Below are 22,890 nucleotides of genomic sequence, written 5' to 3'. Positions count from 1 at the left end.
CCTAAAATCCATACCGGGCAAGGAATTCCTTTGAGATGCCGCTCTGTCCTCCCGGTGTGCGGAGCAGCTTTTCCACATACTTTCCGATGCAGTCGTTTTCCAGATTCACCGTGTCCCCGACGCGCTTTTCCCCAAGCGTGGTATTTTGGGCCGTGTGCGGAATCACGGATACGCTGAAATCATTCTCTGTTACGCCCGCGACGGTCAGGCTGATGCCGTCGATGGCAATGGACCCTTTGTCGATCACATACCGCAGAATGCCGGGGGAAGTCCGGATGGTGAACCAGATTGCGTTTTCATCTTTCCGCACCTTACTGATGCCCCCGGCTCCGTCGATGTGCCCCGTGACGATATGCCCGCCGAACCGTCCGTTCAGCGGCATGGCGCGTTCGAGGTTGACCGTGCCGCCGACGTTCCTATTCAAAAGGTTGGAGCGCGCGGCGGTTTCGTGCATCACGTCGGTGGAAAAGGAATCTTCCGACAGGGAAACGACCGTCAGGCACACGCCGCTGACCGCGACGCTGTCGCCCAGCCTCAAACCCTCCAGAACCGCCGACGCGCCGATGGTCAGGACGGCGGAGCGCCCGCCTCTTTTGATGGAACGGATGATTCCCGTTTCCTCTATGATTCCTGTGAACATGGGAGCACCTCGCTTTCCAGCAGAATATCTTCTCCCAGCTGCGTCACCTGCGGCGAGGCAAGCCGGAACGCCTTCTTCGGGTCTTCCACGCCGATTCCTCCTACCGGAGATTTCGCATCGGCGCCGCCGAACAGCTTCGGAGCGACGTATGCCTGTACCTTGTTGACGATGCCGCTTTGCAGTGCCGACCAGTTCAGCGCGCCGCCGCCCTCCAGCAAAACGCTGTCAATTTTCTTTTCCCCCAACGCGGCCATGAGCTCACGCAGATCCACATGCCCATCCTTCGACGGAAGCGTGAGGATTTCGCATCCGGCATCCCGGTAGGAATGCGCAAGGGCCTCATCCCGTGAGCAGGTGGCAAGAATAGTGGGAGCCTCTCCCGCCGTCCGCACAACCCGCGCGTTCAGCGGTGTCCGCAGCCGGGAATCGCAGATAATGCGAGCAGGATTCCTGCCGCCCGGCAGGCGGCAGGTCAAAAGCGGGTCATCCGCGAGGATCGTGCCGACACCCGCCATGATGCCGGTATACCGATGCCGGTCTTCCTGTACGCGCCTGCGGGCGGTTTCGCCCGTGATCCACTTTGATCGGCCGGACCGTGTGGTAATTTTCCCGTCCATCGTCATGGCGTACTTCATCACAACGTAAGGCGTTTTAGTCTGGATAAAGTGGAAGAACACCTCGTTCAGCCCGGTGCAGGCTTCACATAACACGCCTTCGGAGACTTCGATCCCGTGCCGGCGTAAAATCTGGATTCCTTTTCCGGCAACCAGCGGATTCGGATCGACCGAACCGACCACGACGCGGCGGATGCCGCTTTCCAGAATTGCCTCCGTACACGGCGGTGTTTTCCCGTAATGGCAGCACGGTTCCAAGGTCACATACAGCGTCGCGTTCCGCGGCGGTTCCGTGCAGGAGGCCAGCGCGTTCCGTTCCGCGTGCAATTCTCCGTACCGCTGATGATATCCCGTGCCGATCACACGGCCATCTTTTACAACAACTGCTCCGACCATCGGATTTGGGTTAACCCAGCCGCAGCCTTTTTGTGCGTATTCCAGCGCCAGTTTCATGTAAGTTTCGTCAGACAATCGCAACACCCCTAAAATAAAAAATTAACACCTGAAAACATTGGAAATGTCTTTCAGGTGTTAAAATTTAGGTGTATTGGAATGCCTACAAAACCATCCAGCGCGATAAATTCGGCTTTGATGGTATAGCAAAGTGTTGTCGAACACTACTTCGGCATCAAACACAATTTCAACACATCTTCTTCTATCCAGACTTTACTGTCGGTTTTGGAGTTTCACCAAATCCTGACTTGAACATAATGTCAAGTCCTGCGCTTACGCGCTCGCGGACTATACCGCCGATCGGGAATTTCACCCTGCCCTGAAGACATTTTAAATTATTCAGTTGTTTGAATTAATTATACGCCGGTTGATAAAAAAATCAATATTATTTAATTCAAATTCGATAAATACCTATAATGCATAGCTTAGTCGGGCTTATCCGGCCGGTGAGAACCAGATCAGTGATGCAGGAATCTCTGTCGCGAATAGATCAATTCCGCCGTTGCGATCACTCCTTATTTTGTTGACAGGTTACTTCTGTGGCACCTACGTGAAAAATCCGTCCCTGTCCGTGAATTTTGTGGGCGACCGAACTCTTCACGAACAACTATCTAAACATCCTGCACCTTGTGCCCGCAGCTTTTAAATCAAGAAATATGTAACGGAACGGGACTTGCAGATCATATTGAGAACTGAATTTAACACCAATTATAAGGATTTGCCTGATGGCAGACTGTAGTTACAACTTTTGTAAGGCCTTCCTTTCGAATTAGAACGGGAAATATACAAGAAGCGTAAACATGCCTTCCTCTTCTGTTATTTCCATAGACCCACCGTGCCGCATGGCGATCTCCCGGATGCTGGAAAGGCCGAAGCCATGGGAATGTCGGTCCTTCTTTGTCGTGATTGGAATGCCAGCTTCGAGAACTGGCTTTTCAGTGGAAGGATTTTGCACCTTTAAAACAAACAGCCCTTTGTCCGTTCTCGCTTTTATTGAGATATGCCTTTGCCTTTCTGGCAGCTTATCACAGGCCTCAATCGCGTTGTCAAGGCTGTTCGCAAATACCGCGCACAGGTCCGGGTCCTGAATTTGGATTCCCTGTGGCACGGACACTTCCACTTCTGAACGGATTTGATGCTGCTCCATGATGGCGGCTTTGGACGCCAAAACAATGTTGATAATCTGGTTTTCACAAAATTTTCGCGTGTGCTCCATCACCGGAGAATGGATCAGCCCGTTCAGGTAGTCCCTCAGTTCCGGTTCCGGCAGTGCCGACATGGTTTGAAGGTGGTTCGCCAAGTCATGCCTGAGCCGCCGAACTTGGAGCTGCTCCTGCTCCAGATTCCGATAGTACATACGGTTCATCTCATAAAAATTCTTTTCCTGCTCCAGCTTTTGCTGCCGGGCTAGCACCACGACGGCCCACAAGAGGCCGATGGAGGTCAGCGTGACCACCGGAAGCAGAAGGTAAACGCGCGGCTCTCCGCTTCCGCCCTCTTCATTTCCCAGAAGAACGGTGATAAATGTGGCGGCCAGAGGCGTCAGCGCCAGCACATCTATAAGCGCCCATAATTGAGTCGATAGGTTGTATTCCTGCTTTGGTGCAAAGCGTCTGAGCGCCAGATAAACTGTCAGCCAAAGAAAACATTTGAGAAGATCGATGCTGTACAATAGAAACATGCTGTCCACGAGTGCGTTGAGAGAAAACCCAATGCTGGACAGAATCAGTGCTATGGAGAGGCGTTGCAGCCAGCTCCCCTCGCAGCAAAGAAAAACGACGCATCCGAAGCCCAGGAACGCGCCGGGCAAGTTGACCGGATCTCCGACAAAGACAGCCATGCTGGTAAAGAACAGACAGCCAAGATATAGGATTGGCTCCGCCCATCGTTTCTTTCGGATAGGCAGAAACAGTATCGCGATCCGCATAATCAGAGACGCCGTGACGAACCTGCTGAAAAAGCCCGCCGTCATCATAACGGGGCTGTTAAACCAGTATCTCATATTCGGCTTTCCCCTTCGATCATGTCCTTTGCCAACGCCGCCATCGCGCTTTGACGGAATGCCCGGCTGACCGGCAACCGGGCATCGCCGATTCTGACGCCGCTTTTTTCAATTTCCGATACCGCTCCGGCACGGACCAGATATCTCTGGTGAATGCGGATGAAACCTGAGCCAAGCGTAGCCTGAGCGTCATCCAGCTTGCCATAATAGGCATACTCCCTCGCCTCGGTTAAAACCTTGACCAGACGCCTTTCGCTGCACAGGTAGAGAATGTCTTTTTTAGCAATGCGGTACAGGCCCTCCGCGTTTTGCACGGTGAACGTCTGCGGCCTGCGGCTTTCCATCAGCTTCTGCGCGCGATCAAGCACCAGTCGGAGCTTGTCTTCCTTCACGGGTTTTACCAGGTAGTCCATAGCGCCGACAGCATACCCGTCAAATACAAAGTCGGAGTATCCGGTGACGAATACGAGCATAAGATTTGTATCGTGCTCCCTGATCTGCTTTGCCGTTTCCATACCGGATATTCCGCCCAGCTCCACGTCCAGAAAAAGGGTATCCAGCTCGCCGGAGTGTTTCGTAAGCCATTGTATGACACCCTCGCCAGATGAAAAATCATAAAAGACTTTCCCTTCTTCTTCCCGAAGCAGATGTTCTATTGAAAAGCGGAGCGCATCCCGCGCACCGCTCTCGTCGTCACAAATTCCAATTCGAAGCATTCTGTCGCCTCCCATACCGATTTTAACATACAATCAGCATGAAAAAAACAAATGGTCAAACAGACAGCTGCAAAACTTTACACCACAGCGGCCAAACTTTACAAGTTCAGCAGACGAATGCGGGACTTTACAAAATACGAACCATTTATCACAGGTCCAAAACCGGAAACCACTTTTCTGAGGTAAGATTCAACCATGGAAAGGTGGTTTTTATTATGCTGCAAGTAAAAGGCCTGCGCAAATCCTACAAGGTCGGAAGGATGACCTATGAGGTTCTCAAAGGCGTCAGCCTGTCCGTGGCGCAGGGAGAATTTGTCGCCGTCATGGGGCCTTCCGGCTCCGGAAAAACGACGCTGCTCAACTGTATTTCCTGCTACATCCCCTTTGAAGGCGGGCAGATTTCGCTGGGCGGACAGGAACTGAAAAATATGGACGAGAATTCCCTTGCGAAAGTGCGAAATCAAAAGCTCGGTTTTGTCTTTCAGGATTTTATGCTGCTGGACGGATTGAGCGTTCTGGACAATATCCTGCTGCCCAAGATCATCGGCGGAGATACCAGCCGGGCGATGGAACGGCGCGGGGGCGAACTCTGCGAGCTCTTCGGCATCGGCGCGATAAAAAACAAATATCCCGCCGAGATCTCCGGCGGTGAAAAACAGCGGACCGCTGTGGCCCGGGCGCTTATGAACGAACCCCTGATGATTCTGGCGGATGAGCCTACAGGAAACCTGGATTCCAAGTCCAGCAGGGCGGTGATTTCCTCCTTTGAGGAAGCGCGGAACAAACTGTCCGCCACAATTTTCATGGTAACGCACGACAGCTTTGCCGCATCCTTCTGCGACCGGGTGATCATGCTGAAGGACGGCGCTGTTCACAGCATGTTGGAAAAACGGGGGATGGAACGCGGCGCTTTTCAGGACGCGCTGCTTGCCGCCATTAAGGAAATGAGTGGTGAAGTGGCATGAGAAACCTTCGGGAAGTCAGCGCTGCGCTCCGCCGCCGAAATCGCAGGCAGTATACGCTGCTGGTTTTATGTATTTTCGTTTCGGTGCTGCTCATTACGGCTTACGTTTGCATGATGCGTTCTCCCACCGTCCTCACGATTCTGCCGGAGGGCGGGGATTCCCGCAAGCAGGTCATGATGATTTTCGCCTTGGCCGTCGTTGGCTGCGGAGTTTTCACGGCTTACGCATCGTCCCTTTTCTTTCGGTATAAATCACGGGAAGCCGGAATTCTTATGGCTCTGGGAGCTTCCCGCAAACAGATCCGCGGCCTGCTTTTCCGGGAGCTTGCGGCTGTGGCGGTCGGCTCCTGCGTGGCGGGGGCGATTTCAGGCGCTCCGCTTGCGTGGTGTATCTGGCAGCTTTTTCGGCTTTTTCTTGTGGACACCCAGGAAATGGTGCTGTCCTTTGACCCGAAAGCGTACCTGTTCACCGCGGCGTTTGCCCTGTACACGATTCTGGCACTGTTTCTGATGGGAACAAAGCTGGTCCGCCGCACCGACATCATGGACGTGGTTAATGAACAGCGCAAATCCGAACCCATCCGCGATGTGAAACCTTGGTTCGGGCCGCTCGGCATCGGGTTCCTATTTGCCGGCGGACTTGGCGGGTACTTGGTGCCGCGTCTCTACGAGGCGCTGTTTTCGGCTTATCCTCCCGCATGGCTTAGTATTTTCTATCTTCCGTTGATCATCGGCCTCTATATGGTGCTGCTGCATACCGTCATTCGCGGGTGGCGGAGCGGCAAGAACAGGTACCGGCATATCATTTCCCGCAGCATGATGAAGTTTCAGGGCAGGCAGACAGTGAACAGCATGCTGGTCCTTACGGTTTTGATCGCCGGAGCGTATTTCGCCGCTTTTTATACCCCCACCATGTCTGCCGGATCGACGTACCGCGTTGATCAGCGGCCTGTCGACTATGCGTTTCGATACTGTGAAGATCAGAATATGCTGACGAAGGACGAAATTGAAGCGATGGCCTCTAAAGACAGTGTGACGATCACCGATTGGAAGGATGCCGAGACAGCGGTTCTGGCACACGACGGCAATCAGCAGATCACGGACGACAGCGGCAAATACCATTATGAATACCGAAAGCTACTTGGAGAGGGCAACTACATTTCAGAAAGTAATTTCAATAAAATGACGGGGCAGAGCGTTCAGATTCAACCGGGAAAATTGGCCGTTGTCTTGTCGAAGGAAGCCGCCAATGGTGATTCAAAGCCATCCGACACTCTTCTGCTGACCAACATGACTACCCGGAAAACGCTGAGTGTTTCGTTTCAGGAGTATTTGCGCGACGATATGCTGGCGTATTCCAACTTTATCACCTATTACGTTCTGGACGATGCTGACTATAAGACAATTACGGACGGATTGGTGCGTTCCTGGCGAGAAACAATCGTATTTTTCGATGTGAAGGACGTGATGCAAACTTATGATTTTGCAAAAGGGCTTTACAATTCCATTGTTGACCATTTCAGCCCCGAACAGGAGTATGAGGATGCTTACGACCGGGTTGAAAAGATCGCGGCGGAAGAGGCCGGAGAAACCTACTGGGGCGATGAGACTTCGCTGGTGAAGGTCAGCTATCGGGACCGGGGCTCGGCGCTTTTTAAAATGCACTGGAAATATGCCCCACAGTTCCGTGTGCTTGACCGAAACGACTTGATAGCAACTTACGCGGTTTTCCTGATGCTGTTTATTTTCATTTCCATTGTCTGCTTTGCCGCCGTTCTGGTCATCAGCCATACGCGCTGCCTGACCATCGCCTTGAACAATCGGCAGATATACGATGACCTGCGGCATCTGGGAGCGGCGCCAAACTATCTGTACTGCTCTATTCGGGGGCAGATATCAGCAGTGTTTGGTGTGCCGGGCCTCATCGGAACACTGCTTACCTGCATCTGCTACGTCATGATTTTGTATCTCAACGACAATCAGATCACACAAAGCGAGATCTCCAGTCTGGTGGTCTGCCTGTGTATTGTATTAGGCATCAGCGCCGGGATTTGGGGCTTCTACCGATTTACACTCCGTAAGGTATGCGGAATGCTGAATGTAAAAACGGCAGGGAAAGAATTGTCCCGGCAGTAAAAATCCGGGATATAGAATGAGCCACAGATGCATGGTGAATATTTTACGTAAAAGAATTAAATGATGACGGCGATCCCGCCCAACAAAAGCGTGAGTTTGGCGGGCTTTCACGGATGATGGCTCGGAAAGTACGGCGGGAGCTGTGACGGCTTCAGTAACAGGGCAGAGCAAAGGCCGGCGCCGTTTCGGCGCCGGCCTTTGCACGGGGAGATTGCGAGGGGGCCTGCTGTACGATACCGTCAGACGGCCGCCGCATGCCGTCAGTGGTTCGTGTAGCCAAGCTTTCTCTTTTGGATGCAGTCAAACCCAACGGCCAGCAGAAGGATGATCCCTACGACAACCATCTGAACATATTCGCTGACATTCAGCAGAACCATGCCGTTCTTCAAAATGCCCATAATCAGCACGCCGGCCACAACATTTGAAAGCTCTCCGGAACCGCCTGCCAAGCTAACGCCGCCCAGCGCGACAGCGGTGATGATCTGGAATTCATATCCTTTGCCGGCTGTTGGCTGGCCTGAATTCGTGCGCGAAAGCATGATAATTCCGGCGATGCCCGCAAAGAGCCCAGACAGCGAGAAAATCAGATATTTCACCCGTTTGGTCCGGATACCGGCCATCCGCGATGCCATCTCATTACCGCCAAGCGCGTAGAAATACCTGCCAAAATAGGTCTTGTTGAGAAGGAAGCCGCCAATGAGGAAAGCAACGATCATGATGATGGCCGGCACCGGGATGAAACCGAGATATCCCTGCCCGATCGTTGCAAAGCTCTTTGGAAAGCCGAAAATCGGCATGCCGTTTGAGATGATATAGGCAAGACCCTCAAAAATCGTCTGGGAAGCGAACGTGACAATCAGCGATGGAATGTTGAGGTTTGCCACCAGAAAACCGTTCAGAAAACCGATACCGGTGCTTGCAATCAGCGAAATCAGGATTGCAAGCCACATGTTCATGCCGGAATTGACCATGAGATACGCCGCGATAATGTTCACAAATGTAATGATCGAGCCGGCCGAAAGATCAATGCCGCCAATCAGAATCACATATGTCATGCCGACAGAGGCGACGCCGAGCACGGCAATCTGCCGGGTGATGTTAAGCAGGTTGGTCGAGGTCAAAAAGTCGCTGCTCAGGCACGAAAAAACGATGAACAAAGCGACAAAAGCAACATAGATGGCCCTTTCCTTGATAAGACTGACAACCTTATTCATGCCAATTTCTCCTTTTCAATATTGGAAGCATAGTTCATGATCGTCTCCTGGCTAAAGGAGTCTTTGGCCAGCTCGCCGGTGATCTTTCCTTCCGCAAGAACCAGAATCCGATCCGACATTCCTATAAGCTCTTCCATCTCAGAAGAAATAAGAAGAATTGTTTTCCCTTTTTCCACAAGATCGTTCATCAGTTTATAGATTTCGTACTTTGCGCCGATATCGATTCCCCTTGTCGGTTCGTCAAAAATAATCAGCTCGGAATTTGCCGCCAGCCATTTCGCCAGAACGACTTTCTGCTGGTTGCCGCCGCTCAGGTTTTTAGAAAGCTGATCGACGCTCGGGGTTTTGATGCCGAGTCCTTTCACATAGGTATCGGCAACGCTGTGCTCTGTTTTTCTATTAATGACGGAAAGCCGGGAGATCCTTTTATAAATCGGCATATTGATATTCTGATTGATCGACATGCCCAGAAGTACACCCTCCTGCTTCCGGTCTTCCGGAACGAGTGCAATGCCCATCTCAATGGCATCGCGCGGACTTTTGGGGCTGATTTCCCTGCCTTTGAAAATAATCTGCCCGGATGTTTTCGGAACAACGCCGAATATCATTTGCACAAGCTCCGTGCGGCCGGCTCCGATCAATCCGCCGAGGCCGAGGATTTCTCCTTCCTTTAGGGAAAAAGAGATATCCTTGTCGCCGTTTCCGCAAAGATTTTTGACTTCAAGGATCGTCTCGTCCCGCACACAGGCTTTTCTGGGCGGAAATTTTTCGCTCAGCGTTCTGCCGACCATCATTGAAATCAGCTCGTCCACGTTGGCCTCTTTCGTGTTCACAGTCTTTATGTAATGACCGTCCCGAAGAACCGTAATCCGGTCGGATAATCTGAATATCTCATCAAGCCGGTGCGATATATAGATAATGGAAACGCCGGACTTTTTCAGCGTATCAACAATTTTAAACAGGTTTTCCGCTTCAACTGCGGCAAGAGGCGCGGAGGGCTCATCCATAATCAGGATTTTGACATCCTGCTGGATGGCCTTCGCGATTTCGACCATCTGCTGATAACCGACGGTAAGGTTCCTGACAAGTTCGTTGGGGTCGATATGGATATGAAGCTGTTGAAATACCTTCTCCGATTTCCTTTCCATCGCCTTTTTATCGACGACGATGCCCTTCCGGATTGCGCGGCCGAGAAAAATATTCTCCGCCACAGAAAGATCCCCGACAAGGTTAAACTCTTGGTAGATAATTGCGATTCCGTTTTCGGCAGCAAGGCGCGGGTTCATGGAATGGAATGACTTGCCGTTGACTATGATTTCCCCTGAGTCCGGGATAACGGCTCCGCTGCAGGTTTTGATCAATGTCGATTTTCCAGCGCCGTTTTCTCCCACGAGGGCATGAATTTCACCCTTTTTCACATCGATGGAAACATCATCCAGGGCAACCACGCCGGGATACGTTTTTTTCACATGTTTGAGTTGCAGAATATATTCAGGATCTTCCATAGCAGTCATCCTTTCTGCGCTTGGGCAGTTTCAAAGATGCATTCGGGCAATTCAGAACCATCCAGCGCGAAAAAATTGGAGTTGAAGGATCTCCGGGTCTGCCTTTTTAACAAAGGAAATGCCTACGAAATACGAAAGAGAAATATCCAACGAATTCCGTGGGGCATTTCCATTTTCTCGTTTAAGCGCGAACCGGAAACCGGCGACTTGATAGCCATCGTGCTCAGGGACGCGGCTATCCATGTAAGTACAGCATCTGCTCTGTGTTTTTATGATTGATCTGGGAATCCGGGAGTTTACTTTTTATAATACTGACTTGCGTTTTCGGCGGTCACCGGGAAAATTTCCCTGTAGACATTCTGATTGTCAAATTTACCGCCGCTGCCGAGTTTTGTCAGCAATTGATAGCAGTTCTGGCCGATGACCGTCGGGGTTCCGGTTATGATAACGGACATTCTGTTCGCTTCGCCGCTCAGCATGGAGGCAAGCTCTTGGTCCGTCGCATCCGCAGCGAAGATCCCAACGTCGTCCGCGATCTTGTTGGCCGCTTTCAAAGCCTCGTTGGCGCCCACGGCTCCGCCGCCGCCGATGCAGCACACGACCTTCACGTTGGGATGAGCCTGCAGGATGGTCTCCATTGCGTCGAGGCCTTGGGTCGCATTGAGGGCGGGCTGCTGCGCAACGACCTTGGCGTTGGGGGATTTCTCTTTCAGCGCCTGCAGGATGCCCTTTTCCCTCTCGAGAAGGATTGCAGTCTGCGGATAATCGAGGACGGCGACTTCAACATTTCCGTCTTTGAATTTGCTGTTGATGAATGTGCTCGCCTGTTCGCCGATCATATAGCCGAGCTTCTGGTTGTCGATTACCCAGTTGATATCCGTGTTTTTCATCGTGTTGTCCCAGCACATGACTTTAATGCCTGCATCGCGCGCCTGTTTGCAGACGTCTTCAATGGCGTTCGGGTCGGAAGGGTTGACCATGATGACGTCACAGCCGCCGCTGATGAAGTTTTCGATCTGCTCGATCTGCTTCGACGAAGTATCATCGCAGGACATGTAGCTCAGGGTGTTTCCGTCGGCATCCGCCAGCTTTTTCATCGTCGTGCATGCGACCGACCAGACCTGGTTGCTCAGACTTTGCACCGTGACGCCGATCTTCAGTTTTTTGCTGCCCGAGGCGGATGACGCCGCTGCCGAAGAAGCGGGCGCCGCGCTGCTTGAGGTCGTCTGACTGCTTTCGCAGCCTGCTGCAGAGAATGCAAGAATGGCTGCCAAAAGAAAAAGCGACAAGAACCTTTTCATTTTTTTTCTCCTCCTAATAATATAAAAAATTTAATAAGACCTGCAGATTGATGAGGCACAGCCGCGGGGCAGGAACGGGACCGTTTCCATGCAGGACCTGATTTCTTCCAGAGAGGGCATGGCCGGAATCGCTCCGTTTTTCACTGTTGTGAGCGCGCCGGCCGCGTTCGCAAACAGAAGGATGTCCTTCAGTTCCGCTTCTTTCAGGCTGCGGATTTCCTCCAGTGTTTTGCCGCGCAGGCGAAACAGCGCTGCGCCCAGAAACGCGTCTCCTGCTCCGTTCGTATCGATTGTTTTTACGCCGTAAGCAGGCAGGGCCCCGCACAGGTCTCCGCTTCGGTAAAAAGCACCCCCGGCGCCCAGAGAAATGAAGACAAGCGATGCGCCGAAGCGGGCGAGTGCCGCCGAACCTTTTTCTAGATTGCTTTCTCCGGTCAGCAGGGCCATTTCCTCTTCGGAAACCTTTATGATATCCGCCAGTTCCAAACCGGCGGTCATCTGCTCTTTTGCCGTCCCGGCGTTTTCCCACAGCGGCGGGCGGTAATTCGGGTCGTAGCTGATGATGCGCCCGAGCTTTCTGGCGGCCCTGACGGCGGAAAGGGTCGCGCTCCTGGAAGGCTCGCCGGTCATGGATACGGAGCCGAAATGCAGGATGCGGCATCCGGAAATCAGACTGTCGTTAATCTCCGAGCTTCGCAGCATCAGGTCCGCGCCGGGCTTGCGGTAAAAGCTGAAGGAACGGTCGCCGTTCCGGTCGAGCTGCACGAAGGCCAGCGTCGTCGGGATTTCCGGGTCCGTGCAGAGCCCTGAGACGTCGATCCGCAGCTTTTCCAGCGTGCCGCGCAGAAAGTCCCCGAACCCGTCGTTCCCGACCTTGCCGATAAAGGCGTTGTGTCCGCCCAGTCTGCTGTTGGCCGCAAGCACGTTGGCCGGGGCGCCGCCCGGCTTCTGGGCAAAGAGCGGATCGCCCGCGTCGCTTACGCCGGCGGGGGTGAAATCGATCAGGAGCTCGCCCACTGCCGTTATGTCGAACATTCCCGTCACCTCACAGTATCTGGCTGAATTCGATTTTTTCCGCATTCGGGCCTTCTATGGTGAAAAACCTGACGCCGTGTTCCCAGAAGGGGAGAAACCGTACTTCTTTGTCGAGCAGGGAGTAACCCTCCGCCTTTGCGGCCTGAAACGTTCTGTCAATATCCGCGACGTTCAGGGCAATGTGGTCGATTGCCCCGGCCTGTTTTTTCGCGGTACGTGTTTCATAGGTTTCTATGGTCAGGTTTTTCAGGCGCAGAAAAGCAACCGGCTCGTTTGCCGTTTCGTTTTTCGTGCGCAGCACCGTCTCAAAGCCGAGTCCGGTGTAAAAGGCGACGGTCTTCCCGATGTCGTCCGTCGGGATGCCGATGTGCTGGATTTCCGCCGTCAGTTCCTGCAGGTTCAACTGCGTCCCCTCCTACTTAATAATCTTTACAACTGCTTTGACAATGTCTTCCTTGTTGCGTACGCTGGAATCCATCGCGTTCTGGATGTCGTCGAAATTGAAGATGTTGGTCACGACTCCCTTCAGATTGACCTTCCCCGCCGCGACCGCCTCGATTGCCATGGGGTAGATATGCCTGTAGCGGAAAACTGTTTTGATGGTCAGCTCTTTGTCGAGAGCCAGGCTCATCGGCAGATTGACCATTCCGGTTGCGTTGTAGCCCACGCAGACGATCGTGGCGCCTTTTTTCGTCATATGTACTGCCTGCTGCGTCGTCTTTTCCGCCCCCGCCGTTTCAATGACCAGATCGCAGCCGTTCCCGTCCGTCAGATCCAGCACGGCTTTGACCGCGTCTTGTTCCATTCCGTTTATCACTCCGTCGGCGCCGAGCTCAAGGGCTTTGTCCAGCCGCTTCTGCATGATGTCGACCACATAGACCTTAGAAACCCCTTCGGCTTTCAGAGCCATCATGGTGACCAGCCCGATACACCCCGCCCCGGTTACGACGGCCGTTTGTTCCGCGTGCGCGCCGCCCTGGTTCGCCGCGTGGAATCCGACCGCCATCGGCTCGATCAGCGCGCCTTCCATAGTACTTACGTTGTCCGGCAGCTTAAAGCAGAGGCCCGCCTCGTGCGCGACATATTCCTGAAAAACCCCGTCGACGGGCGGCGTCGCAAAGAAGATGACGTCCGGACAGAGATTGTACCGGCCCGTCTTGCAAAACTCGCAGTGGCCGCAGGTCTTGCCCGGCTCCAGCGCGACTCTGTCGCCGATCTTCAGGTGCCTGACGTTTTTGCCGGTTTCCACCACCGTGCCGCCGGGTTCATGGCCGAGCACGAACGGCGGTTTTACGATATAATCACCGATACGGCCGTTTTCGTAGTAGTGCAGGTCCGAGCCGCAGATGCCCACATACTCCAGCTTGACAAGGACTTCGTTGTCTGCCAGACGGGGGATATCCCTCTCGACAAACCCCATGTTACCGATTCCGTTCATCACTGCGACTTTCATTTTACCTTGCATGACATGTGCTCCCCTTTCAAGTGGATGAAAACAGCCAAGATAATTAAATGGTTTATTAAAATAGTTTAATAAAGATCAATTTGATAATAACATTGATTTCACCGGTTTGTCAAGACGTTTTATACAAAAATTTGTGATTTATATAAGATATTGTGTTGCAGAAATCGCCGCGAGCGGATTCGCTCTTCGGCCCCCGCCGGAAACGGCTGGGATAAACAGCGCTTCGCCGCGTTTCGGCGCACAAAAGGGGAGACGCCTGAATTCGTGTTTCAGATGTCTCCCGATGGAACGCTGTATTTTCAGTCACAGGAAGAAGTTTCCGCAGACCTAGCAGATCTGTTCGATAAACGCCGCAATATGCATCAGAGCCGCCCCGACCGCCGAGGCCTCCGTGCGGTAAGAGCAAACTTTGATGTAGCTTCCGTCCTCTTCGAACGTATTCAGGTCGGCCGCACGCTTTCGCAGATCCAGGACGTAATCCTCCATATAGGCCCCGACGTAGCCGCCGAGAATCACGCTGCAATCGAACGACATGCGCAGGTTGTTGACCGCGGTCGCGAGATAGTCAAGGTAATTGTCCCATGCCGACGCGGCTTTGGCGTTGCCCTCGCGCAGCAGCCTGAAAAACCCCGCAAGGTCTCCGCTGGTCAAATCGGACAGGACCGACGCGTTGCAGTAGGCGTCCAGGCAGCCTCTTTTTCCGCAGTAGCATTTCCGCCCGCCGCGCTCGACGGTAATATGCCCGAATTCGCCCCCGCGCTGGTTGTCACCCTGAAAGATTTTGTTGTTCAGAAGGATGGCGCCGCCGACCGAATTGCTCAGGGAAAGGTAGACGCAGCTTTCGATGGATTTTCTGTTCCATATTTCGGCGGTGCCGGCGGCGTTCGCGTCGTTGCAGAAAATGCTGGGGTAATGGCAGAATTCAACAAAATTCGCACATTTTACATTTTGTATCTGCAGAACGTGCGAATCGAGCAGGATCTGCCCGTCGGTCGACAGGATTCCGGGGATGGAAACGCCCATTCCCAGAATCGTCCTCGGGTCCGCCTGGGACTGCTCGACAAAGCGGTCCACAATCGCGCCGAGCGTCTTTGCGTATTCAATCGTTTTCTGGTAAGGAATCTTTTCCCGGATGCTTTTCAGAACGGTTCCGTCCAGATTCACCAGCACCACGCCAATGTGGTTCAGCGTAATATCCACGCCGAGCGCCAGCCGGGCGTTTTTCACGCAGGTCAGGGCCACGGCTTTCCGCCCGCCGGTGGAGTCGAGCGTCCCGCTTTCTTCGACAAGGCCTTCGTCCTGCAGAGATTTGACGTTCTGCATGACGGTGGGAAGACTGATTCCAAGCTGATAGGCAATCTCGGGTTTTGAAATGACACCCTCTTGGTAAATCAGCTTGAAGATGCGGTTGCCGTTCACTTTTTTCAGGCGGGCACTGTTTGTACGTCGCTGCGCCATTTGAATGCTCCTTAACTGTTTTTATTAATCCACTTTATTAAGTATATCTCTTATCCCGCATTTTTGCAACATATTCTTATAACTCATTTTGATGAATCGCGTCCGGAAAGACGAAATCCTCCTCTCGGCGGCATCGGGAAGAGGAATGGTTTGCCGCCTGGATTCCGGCGCGGCTGGTCATCCGGTTATTATGTTTTTCTTTCACCTTTTCGCACCGAAGACGTAGCAAATCATAGATAGTCCTAATAATCAATGTGAAAGCCAAAATTGTATTTTCATTTTTTAAATATTCTCTTTAAATAGGCGATATCTAACAAATTCACCGTCTCAAAATTCCCTTTATAAAACACACCCCAGTTATTGAAAACACAAGGCAATTCCTTTGCTTTTTGTAGCGTATCCACTTGAATGAAAGATACGGGAACGTTATTCATTTCACAATACTGTTTTATCATCTCAATGTTTTGATAGATATAGGGGCACTGCATATCATAATAAATTGTTAGCTCTTTGCTTTCAATTTCTTCGTTTTTAACATTTTGTGCGAACTTTGGCATTGTTCCGTCAAAAGAAAGTGCAAGCAATTCATAACCATTATTGGTGCTATCGACAACCTCAAAGCCGAACTTCTTCGCAAATGATTGGTCTGAAAGCCAGGATTTTTGTTTCTTTGCCCCGAGCATGCAAATGCCGGATTTCCTCTTTTTTTTGGCATCAGCCAAACAATACTCCATCAGCGATTTCCCATACCCCTTGCCTTTGTGACTACCAGAAACCCATAAGCAATACACATAATAATAGTTGTCACCGATTATGGGAACCCAAGCGGTTTCAAGGGGAGCATATTCAATGAAAACCGTAGCTTTTGCATTTAACTTTCTAAAAACATGACCTTCATCTAGTCGGCCAGAAAGCCACTCCCGCTTCGCTTCAACACCCGGATGGAGCTTTTTACTGCGTATAATACAGCATAAATGCTCATTAACAAGGTTTTCTGTTGTTAAGTTTACAAAATCAGTACACATATTTTAATTTTCCTCTCTTACAAATTCCTGTTGCCTGACACTTCCCGTTCTAATAATGCGAGTCGCATTTGCATGATTATAATCAAACCAATAAAGAGGAAAATACCAAATCCTCTCATTGAGCGTCAGTGTGTTTTCCCCTGCAACTGTCAGCGGACATCTCCAGCCAGACAGCGGAAAAATCACTTCTTCTATCACGATCAGCAGCTAATGAATCCGATTTGTTCACAAATAGGAGTATATCGATTATGACGAGAGGGTAATAACAACTAGCTCCGGCCGATTATTGATGCGTACAGGAGCAATACTGTTGCCTAATCCACGGCTGACGACCATTTTTGTCCGGCCTTTTTCGTAAACACCCTCATAATATTTGGGAAATACCCCCTGATTTGGTGCCACAAGCCCTCCGATAAAAGGGACCCGAACCTGTCCGCCATGGGCGTGACCGCTCAACACCAAATCAATGTCATTGGCTGAGTATATGTCGAACAACTCCGGTCTATGGGACAGCAAAACCGTATAACTGCTGTTGTTGTTCAACAAGTTTTTTAGCATAGCGTCAGCCGTGCTTAATGGGTTGGCCGGATTGCCCCTTCTTATAAAGTCCGGATCATCCAGCCCCAGAAGACGGATGCCATTTCCTTTGCGTTTCAGAGCAGTGCCTTGATTTCTCAGTATGATAACACCGGCTTCTGCCATCTGCTTTTCTATCTGGGGATATTCGCTGATTCTTGACTCATGATTTCCGGTGACATAATATACCGGGGCGATCGTGACGGCGCCATTGATGAATTCCATCGCTTTTGTAATGTTGGTATGCCTTGAATCGATCAGGTCCCCAGTAATGGCAATCAAATTAGGAGCAGCATCTTTTACCGCTTCAAGTAACCCGTCTTGATTGTTCCCAAATTCAGCGTTATGCAGGTCGGATACATGAACGATGACAAATCCATCAAACGATACCGGAATCCTTTCACTGCTGATCCTGACCTGTGTGGTTTGAATTGAGGTGTTTCCCCGGTAAAGCCATATGGAGCAAGCGGCGAGAGCGGCAAGCCGGAAAGCCCATATTATATGCTTATTCCTCTTATTATTTTTCATAGACGAGACTTCTATAAACAAACCTAGCGTTCATTGCCGTTATTGATATTCTTGTGGTAAACGACAAATGTGATCGTGTTTAGTACGATGGTAACTACGAGCAGCATCGTGGAGATCCATGCCGTTGAATGAGATGTGTCCATCAGTGCTGACCAGTCTTGTATTTTAACTAGATGCTCACTGTAGAAGATCTGCATGCACAGCGCAACAGCGCAGGCACTAACGCTAACCACGGATAAGGCCCAGTTCCTGCAATCAGAGTTTTTGGCCTGAGCGAGATTCACTGCGGGAAGTACCCATGCGATCAGCCCAAGTACAAGACTTCCAATATTCAACAGACCAGCTCCAAGCATAACGCTCGCCTCCTGATTCATAATTTGAGCTTTCTCTAAAGTTATTATATCATATGTATTGTTTTTTTCCAGAGTCCTGATTTTAAGCTGAATTCGGTTTAGCGCTTAATTAACCTCTCGGATTATATGCGAATTTTGTATATGCCTTATACCATGTCTGTTCCCAATCCGCTGCGGGAAGATGTCCGGGTATAGGAATTTCCGGATATGATCAGGCTCTCTATCATCAAATTCAACACGGATTACCTCATCTGCGGCAATACCTTCCGATGCTTAATATCTACATCGTGTTCGCGCAGTCGGAACGGGAGACGATACAGGTTATCACTTCAAACTTGGCCGGCGATTGTTTGTCGCTATTTCAATTTGGCGCCAAGAATCTTTCGAAAAGTTATTGTAATTTCATTTTTTTCTAATATAATTAATAATGCGGACAGATAAAAATATCCTTTGAGACAAAAAATACATATTTGGGAGAATAGCCATGAACCGTGGCATTACAATTGTAGATGTGGCGCGGCAGGCGGGAGTGTCCGTAACTACGGTCTCCCGAATCATCAACAATGTTGCGTACCCGGTCGCCTCGGATACGCGGGAAAAGGTCCTGAAAGCGATCGAAGCTTTACAATACAGTCCCAACAAGGCTGCCCAGGGAGTTCGCAAGAATGCCAGCGATATTATAGGGCTGATTGTGAGGGATATCTCCGACTCCTATTTCGGCGAAATCGCAAAAGGAGTTACGAATCGCGCAAGTGAGCTTGGCTGCCTCTCTTTTGTCTGCAATACGGGGCGCAATCCCCGCGACGAACTGACGTATCACGATCTTTTATGGCAACACAGAGTCAAGGGGATTATTCTGACCGGCGGCGGCCTCGATCAGGAAGATTATAAGCGAACGCTTCTCCAGCAGATGGAACGGCATAAAAAATACGGGCTGCGCATCATCACCCTGGCGCCGCAGGGAGTCAGTATGCCTTATGTGATGATCGACGATTTTGAGGCCGGCCGGTCCATTACTCAATATCTGATAGAGCGCGGCCACAGAAAGATCGGTTTTATCGGCGGGCCGCAGAAAGTGTTTACGTCCATGGAGCGCCTCCGCGGATATCAGAGCGCCATGCGGAACGCCGGTCTCGACTGCCCCAACGAATATACGGTCACAAGCGATTTTTCGCAGACGGGCGGCTTTAACGCATGCCAGCGGCTGTTGCAGCGTGTGAATGACTGCACAGCCATCTGCTGTGCCAATGATAATATCGCGGTGGGAGCGATGAGCGCCATTCGAAAATTGGAGCTGAAAACTCCGAGAGATCTTTCCATCATCAGCATTGGGGATATCTCGGAGGCGAAATATATGCATCCTCCGCTTACCACCCTGCGGATCCCTCACTATGAAATGGGGAAAATGGCCGTGGATTATATTGTAAACGGCGAAGAAGATAAAAATATCACTATGGACGCTTCGATTGTAGAACGCCAGTCCGTCCGGAATCTAAAACTGTTCTGACATTGGAAAACACACAAACAAGGCCTCTCCTATTTGGGGAGGCCTTGTTTGTGTGTTTTAGACAATATTTTCGTACAAAAATTCAAATATATGATATTGACAACATAGAAAAGGTTTTCTATAATAAAAAACAGAAAGCAGAAAACGTTTTCTTAAATTATCGACTGGAGGTATTTTATTATGGAAAAAAAATGGGGCGGCGTCTTCCCGGCGATTATGGTTCCTCTGAATGCGGACTATTCGATCAATGAGAAAGAATTCCGCAACTATATCGACTGGCTTCTTACCTACACGGATGCCGGAATCAAGGGCCTCGTCACAAACGGGCACACGGGTGAAATCACCGGGTTCCTTCCGGAAGAGAGAGCCCGTATCACCAAGATCGCCGCAGATCAGGTAAAGGGCAGAGCTCTGGTTGTCTCCGGTGTTTCGGCCGAGGGAACGTTCGAGGCCATTGAGCACGCGAAAGCCGCACAGGAAGCGGGGGCGGACGGGATCCTGCTGATGCCGCCGCATTTGTGGCTCAGGTTCGGCGTGAAGCCGGAGGCAGCTCTGAAGTTCGTTCAGGACATTGCCGCGGCGATCGACATTAAGATTATCCTTCATCTGTATCCATCGAACACCAAGGCATTTTACCCGATCGACCTGCTGTTGAAAATGGTGAGGATTCCGAACGTGGTAGCCGTTAAAATGGGCACGCGCGACATGCCTTTATACGAAAGGGACGTGCGCACTCTGCAAAAAGAGGCTCCGGAAATCAGCCTCATCACCTGCCACGACGAAAACCTGCTTTCCACCATGATCCAGAGCATTGATGGCTGTCTCGTCGGATTTTCCGGCTGCGTGCCGGAACTGGTAACCGCACTTTACCAAGCGATGAAGACGAACGATTTGGTCGCGGCAAAGAAAATCAATGAAAAGCTGTTCCCGGCATCCAGCGCTATCTACGGAATTGGCCAGCCGAGCGGTGAAGCGCATGCCCGCATGAAGGAATTCCTCGTTCAGCGCAAAGTCTTTTCTCTGCCGCTGATGCGCCCCCCGCTGATCCCGCTGAGCCAGGAGGAAAAAGACAGAGTAACTCAGGCCTTGAAAGATTCCGGCGTGGAAAAGGTCAACCTTGTCTGACGGAAAGGAGATTGCCGCGCGGCTCCGGCCCGAAATGGCTGGCCGGGCCTCCGGCGGCAAAGGTCTTTTCGTTAAATCGTTTTTTCTTCCAGATTGCCTATGCGGAGCTTCGGACTTCATATTCTAAAAAGAATTGGAGAAATTCATTATGGGTGAAGGAGTTTTATCCGAAACAAACGATCCTGTGAATTCCGTGCAGCATCTCTTGCGGGGAAAACTCTTTGGGGACAGGATTGAGAAGGAGATGAAAGGTTTTGAATGAGAATACACCAACCCCTCCGGAGGAAGGAATAAATGAGGCTTCTACAAAAAGGCTCCCTGCGAAAGAACTTTTGAAAAGGGTTGGTCCAAGCATTGTTCTGACCGGCATTGTCATTGGCCCCGGCGCAATCACCACGGCTTCCATGCTGGGCTCCAACTATGGCTATGCGATGCTTTGGCTGCTGATTCCCATCGCATTCATGGGCACTTCGTTTTTACTTACTACATACCGCATTTCCCTTTTGACCGGTCTGCCGGCGATTCACGCAATCCGCCATTACTATGGGAAATTTGCGGCGGGTTTTGTCGGGGTCGCGAGCTTCCTTGCATGCATGTTCTTTACGATGGGAAATATCTCCGGCACAGGTGCTGGCATGACTCTTCTGTTTGGGATCAACTGGAAACTTGGTTCCATTATTATGATTGCGGTTATGATCTATTGCTATTTCGCAAAGGACGTCTATTCCAAGGTTGAAAAGGCGATCCTGCTTTGCATTCTCGGCATGATAGTATCGTTTTACGCCACTCTGATCGGTACCGGCGACTTTTCCGGCGGAGAGGCCATAAGCGGCCTAACCCACTGGTATTTCCCCGCCGGCAGCTTGGCGCTCTCCCTGGCTTTCATCAGCACCAACGCTTCCGTCACAACCGGAGTTTACGGAACCTATTTGGGTGCGGAAAAGAAATGGAAGAAAGAGGATTTGACCAACGGCGTCATGACGACCGATACCATTGCACATATTGTCGAAGTCATTCTGATCAGCGGCGCCATGGTACTGGTGGGCGCCATCGTGCTTCACCCGACGCATAAAGTGCTGAACAGCCCTCAGCAGCTGGCCGACATGCTGGTTCCCGTCTTGGGAAATGCGGCGCGATATATCATGGGAATCGCATTGCTTGGGGCGGCGTTCTCTTCGCTGCTTGGCAATACGCAGCGTACGGTTGTTTTGCTGAATGCCGGATTTAACAAGCCGACAAATCTGGCGGATAAAAGTATCCGATGGGGTTCCATGATCGTTCTGATTATCTGTGCGGTTATTGCCTTCAGCTACAACGGTTCGCCCGTTCAGCTGATTTATCTTTCCAACGTTGCAACCGCGGTTGCAACACCGGTTTCCGGCCTGTTTATATGTATGCTTCTCTGGAGGAAAGACATCAATGCCGGAACGAAGACACCCCGCGTGCTGCAAATCTGTATGACAATCAGTTATGGTTTCTGCCTGATTCTGACTGTCTCCGCGCTTGCAACCGCTGTTCCTAAATTTGTAAATTCCATCGCGGCTATTCTATGACCGATTTTTGGGCTGAATTTCTGTGAGGCTCGTGAATGAACGGCAGCGCGAACGCGGTGAAGGCCTGGCTGCCTACTAAATGATGGGGTTGTTGCGAAACAACCTATTCCCAAATAATGCAAAAAATACGCCTTGATTGGGCTTTCTAAGCCGTTTCAGGGCGTATTCCTTTGCCTTTCCGGCAGTTGCTTTGAACAATCGCCTATTGCAAAATTGTTTCGAAGCGTCTTTCGCGCCTACGGCATTCCTTTGTTCCCTTTTTTCCGTCATTTAATAAACCTCCTGTCGTATTTTCTATATTTGCAACAGGAGGTCCTTTTTCTTTAATTTTCGTTTTAGGGTTCCCGGCTCGGAAAGAAGACACGCATAACTGTCCGTAAGATAAAGAGCCTAGGGTAGCGCATTTCTCTGCGTCATTATAGCGGTTTTGAAGAAATCAATTTTCTCCGATGTTTTAGGTCAATTATACTGCGGTGGTTGAAGAGAATTATTAAGTTAAGCATTGAACTGATGAGTTCTAAATGTTATACTGTGCAGGATGTGAACGGTTTCAATTGAAAAGTGAATCGGTGAGAGACATATTCCTTTTTTTCGACATTTACAGGAATAAGGAATACGCACAACAGTTTGTGAAGGTCTGACTAATGCAGAAAGTCTGAATTAAACGGGCTCATAGGCAGACTGGGTTAAAAAACGTGTGATAAGATTGATTCAATCAGG

Annotated in this window: 20 protein-coding genes and 1 riboswitch; of the genes, 5 read left to right on the top strand and 15 right to left on the bottom strand. The window is 50.9% G+C overall.

Annotated elements, in window-relative coordinates:
* Window position 1: 1 nt before the first annotated feature.
* The 4 genes from EQM14_RS11405 to EQM14_RS11390 all read right to left on the bottom strand — a co-directional run bounded on the left by EQM14_RS11405 (window position 2) and on the right by EQM14_RS11390 (window position 4,425).
* The gene (locus EQM14_RS11405; protein WP_128743155.1) at window positions 2–640 is read right to left on the bottom strand and encodes a riboflavin synthase; all 639 of its coding nucleotides are present in this window, start codon (window positions 638–640) and stop codon (window positions 2–4) included.
* Entirely contained in the window at window positions 622–1,725 is a 1,104-nt protein-coding gene (gene ribD / locus EQM14_RS11400) for a bifunctional diaminohydroxyphosphoribosylaminopyrimidine deaminase/5-amino-6-(5-phosphoribosylamino)uracil reductase RibD (protein WP_128743154.1), read from the bottom strand. Before ribD ends, EQM14_RS11405 begins: the two co-directional genes overlap by 19 nt.
* Window positions 1,726–1,897: 172 nt before the next feature.
* A riboswitch (FMN riboswitch) is annotated at window positions 1,898–2,038 on the bottom strand.
* A 438-nt stretch (window positions 2,039–2,476) separates the two neighbouring features.
* Complete coding sequence (locus EQM14_RS11395) at window positions 2,477–3,709, bottom strand: sensor histidine kinase (RefSeq protein WP_128743153.1); 1,233 nt, start codon at window positions 3,707–3,709, stop codon at window positions 2,477–2,479.
* A complete protein-coding gene (locus EQM14_RS11390; protein ID WP_128743152.1) occupies window positions 3,706–4,425 on the bottom strand; it encodes a LytR/AlgR family response regulator transcription factor in 720 nt (239 codons plus the stop codon). Before EQM14_RS11390 ends, EQM14_RS11395 begins: the two co-directional genes overlap by 4 nt.
* A gap of 215 nt (window positions 4,426–4,640) precedes the next feature.
* Between EQM14_RS11390 and EQM14_RS11385 the strand changes: the two genes are divergently transcribed.
* Entirely contained in the window at window positions 4,641–5,390 is a 750-nt protein-coding gene (locus EQM14_RS11385) for an ABC transporter ATP-binding protein (RefSeq protein WP_128743151.1), read from the top strand.
* On the top strand, window positions 5,387–7,525 hold the full coding sequence (locus tag EQM14_RS11380) for an ABC transporter permease (protein ID WP_128743150.1): 2,139 nt from the start codon (window positions 5,387–5,389) through the stop codon (window positions 7,523–7,525). Before EQM14_RS11385 ends, EQM14_RS11380 begins: the two co-directional genes overlap by 4 nt.
* A gap of 260 nt (window positions 7,526–7,785) precedes the next feature.
* Here the strand turns inward: EQM14_RS11380 and EQM14_RS11375 are convergent, their stop codons facing one another.
* The 10 genes from EQM14_RS11375 to EQM14_RS11330 all read right to left on the bottom strand — a co-directional run bounded on the left by EQM14_RS11375 (window position 7,786) and on the right by EQM14_RS11330 (window position 18,006).
* Window positions 7,786–8,739, bottom strand: coding sequence for an ABC transporter permease (locus EQM14_RS11375; RefSeq protein ID WP_128743149.1), 954 nt, complete (start codon window positions 8,737–8,739; stop codon window positions 7,786–7,788).
* Entirely contained in the window at window positions 8,736–10,244 is a 1,509-nt protein-coding gene (locus EQM14_RS11370; RefSeq protein WP_128743148.1) for a sugar ABC transporter ATP-binding protein, read from the bottom strand. The genes EQM14_RS11375 and EQM14_RS11370 overlap by 4 nt, the downstream gene beginning before the upstream one ends.
* A 296-nt stretch (window positions 10,245–10,540) precedes the next feature.
* A complete protein-coding gene (locus tag EQM14_RS11365; RefSeq protein ID WP_128743147.1) occupies window positions 10,541–11,545 on the bottom strand; it encodes a sugar ABC transporter substrate-binding protein in 1,005 nt (334 codons plus the stop codon).
* Between the two features lie 30 nt (window positions 11,546–11,575).
* Window positions 11,576–12,580 (bottom strand): carbohydrate kinase family protein, encoded by a 1,005-nt coding sequence (locus tag EQM14_RS11360; protein ID WP_128743146.1) that lies wholly within the window; start codon window positions 12,578–12,580, stop codon window positions 11,576–11,578.
* 10 nt (window positions 12,581–12,590) lie between these two features.
* Entirely contained in the window at window positions 12,591–12,983 is a 393-nt protein-coding gene (locus EQM14_RS11355; protein WP_128743145.1) for a VOC family protein, read from the bottom strand.
* Window positions 12,984–12,995: 12 nt separating this feature from the next.
* Complete coding sequence (locus EQM14_RS11350) at window positions 12,996–14,045, bottom strand: NAD(P)-dependent alcohol dehydrogenase (protein WP_128743144.1); 1,050 nt, start codon at window positions 14,043–14,045, stop codon at window positions 12,996–12,998.
* A gap of 327 nt (window positions 14,046–14,372) precedes the next feature.
* Window positions 14,373–15,503, bottom strand: a complete 1,131-nt coding sequence (locus tag EQM14_RS11345) for an ROK family transcriptional regulator (RefSeq protein WP_128743143.1) — start codon at window positions 15,501–15,503, stop codon at window positions 14,373–14,375.
* Window positions 15,504–15,778: 275 nt separating this feature from the next.
* Window positions 15,779–16,528 carry an N-acetyltransferase gene (locus EQM14_RS11340; protein WP_128743142.1) on the bottom strand — a complete coding sequence of 250 codons (750 nt, stop codon included), beginning with the start codon at window positions 16,526–16,528 and terminating at the stop codon, window positions 15,779–15,781.
* 246 nt (window positions 16,529–16,774) lie between these two features.
* Window positions 16,775–17,632, bottom strand: a complete 858-nt coding sequence (locus EQM14_RS11335; RefSeq protein WP_128743141.1) for a metallophosphoesterase — start codon at window positions 17,630–17,632, stop codon at window positions 16,775–16,777.
* 23 nt (window positions 17,633–17,655) lie between these two features.
* On the bottom strand, window positions 17,656–18,006 hold the full coding sequence (locus tag EQM14_RS11330) for a hypothetical protein (protein ID WP_243112515.1): 351 nt from the start codon (window positions 18,004–18,006) through the stop codon (window positions 17,656–17,658).
* Window positions 18,007–18,469: 463 nt separating this feature from the next.
* On the opposite strand from EQM14_RS11330, the gene EQM14_RS11325 reads away from it, so the two are divergent.
* The 3 genes from EQM14_RS11325 (at window position 18,470) to EQM14_RS11315 (ending at window position 22,170) form a co-directional block, all read left to right on the top strand.
* The gene (locus EQM14_RS11325; protein WP_128743140.1) at window positions 18,470–19,492 is read left to right on the top strand and encodes a LacI family DNA-binding transcriptional regulator; all 1,023 of its coding nucleotides are present in this window, start codon (window positions 18,470–18,472) and stop codon (window positions 19,490–19,492) included.
* A 180-nt stretch (window positions 19,493–19,672) separates the two neighbouring features.
* Window positions 19,673–20,617: a dihydrodipicolinate synthase family protein gene (locus EQM14_RS11320; RefSeq protein WP_128743139.1), complete on the top strand. Its 945-nt coding sequence runs from the start codon at window positions 19,673–19,675 to the stop codon at window positions 20,615–20,617.
* A gap of 254 nt (window positions 20,618–20,871) precedes the next feature.
* The gene (locus EQM14_RS11315) at window positions 20,872–22,170 is read left to right on the top strand and encodes an NRAMP family divalent metal transporter (protein ID WP_243112514.1); all 1,299 of its coding nucleotides are present in this window, start codon (window positions 20,872–20,874) and stop codon (window positions 22,168–22,170) included.
* Window positions 22,171–22,245: 75 nt separating this feature from the next.
* Here EQM14_RS11315 and EQM14_RS11310 read toward each other — a convergent pair whose 3' ends face one another.
* Window positions 22,246–22,440: a hypothetical protein gene (locus EQM14_RS11310; protein ID WP_128743138.1), complete on the bottom strand. Its 195-nt coding sequence runs from the start codon at window positions 22,438–22,440 to the stop codon at window positions 22,246–22,248.
* Between the last annotated feature and the right edge of the window lie 450 nt (window positions 22,441–22,890).

The organism is Caproiciproducens sp. NJN-50 (assembly GCF_004103755.1).
In the GTDB taxonomy this organism is placed as follows: domain Bacteria; phylum Bacillota; class Clostridia; order Oscillospirales; family Acutalibacteraceae; genus Caproicibacter.
The sequence above is the reverse complement of the archived record's forward strand: the minus strand, read 5'-3'. Positions and strand labels throughout refer to the sequence as shown.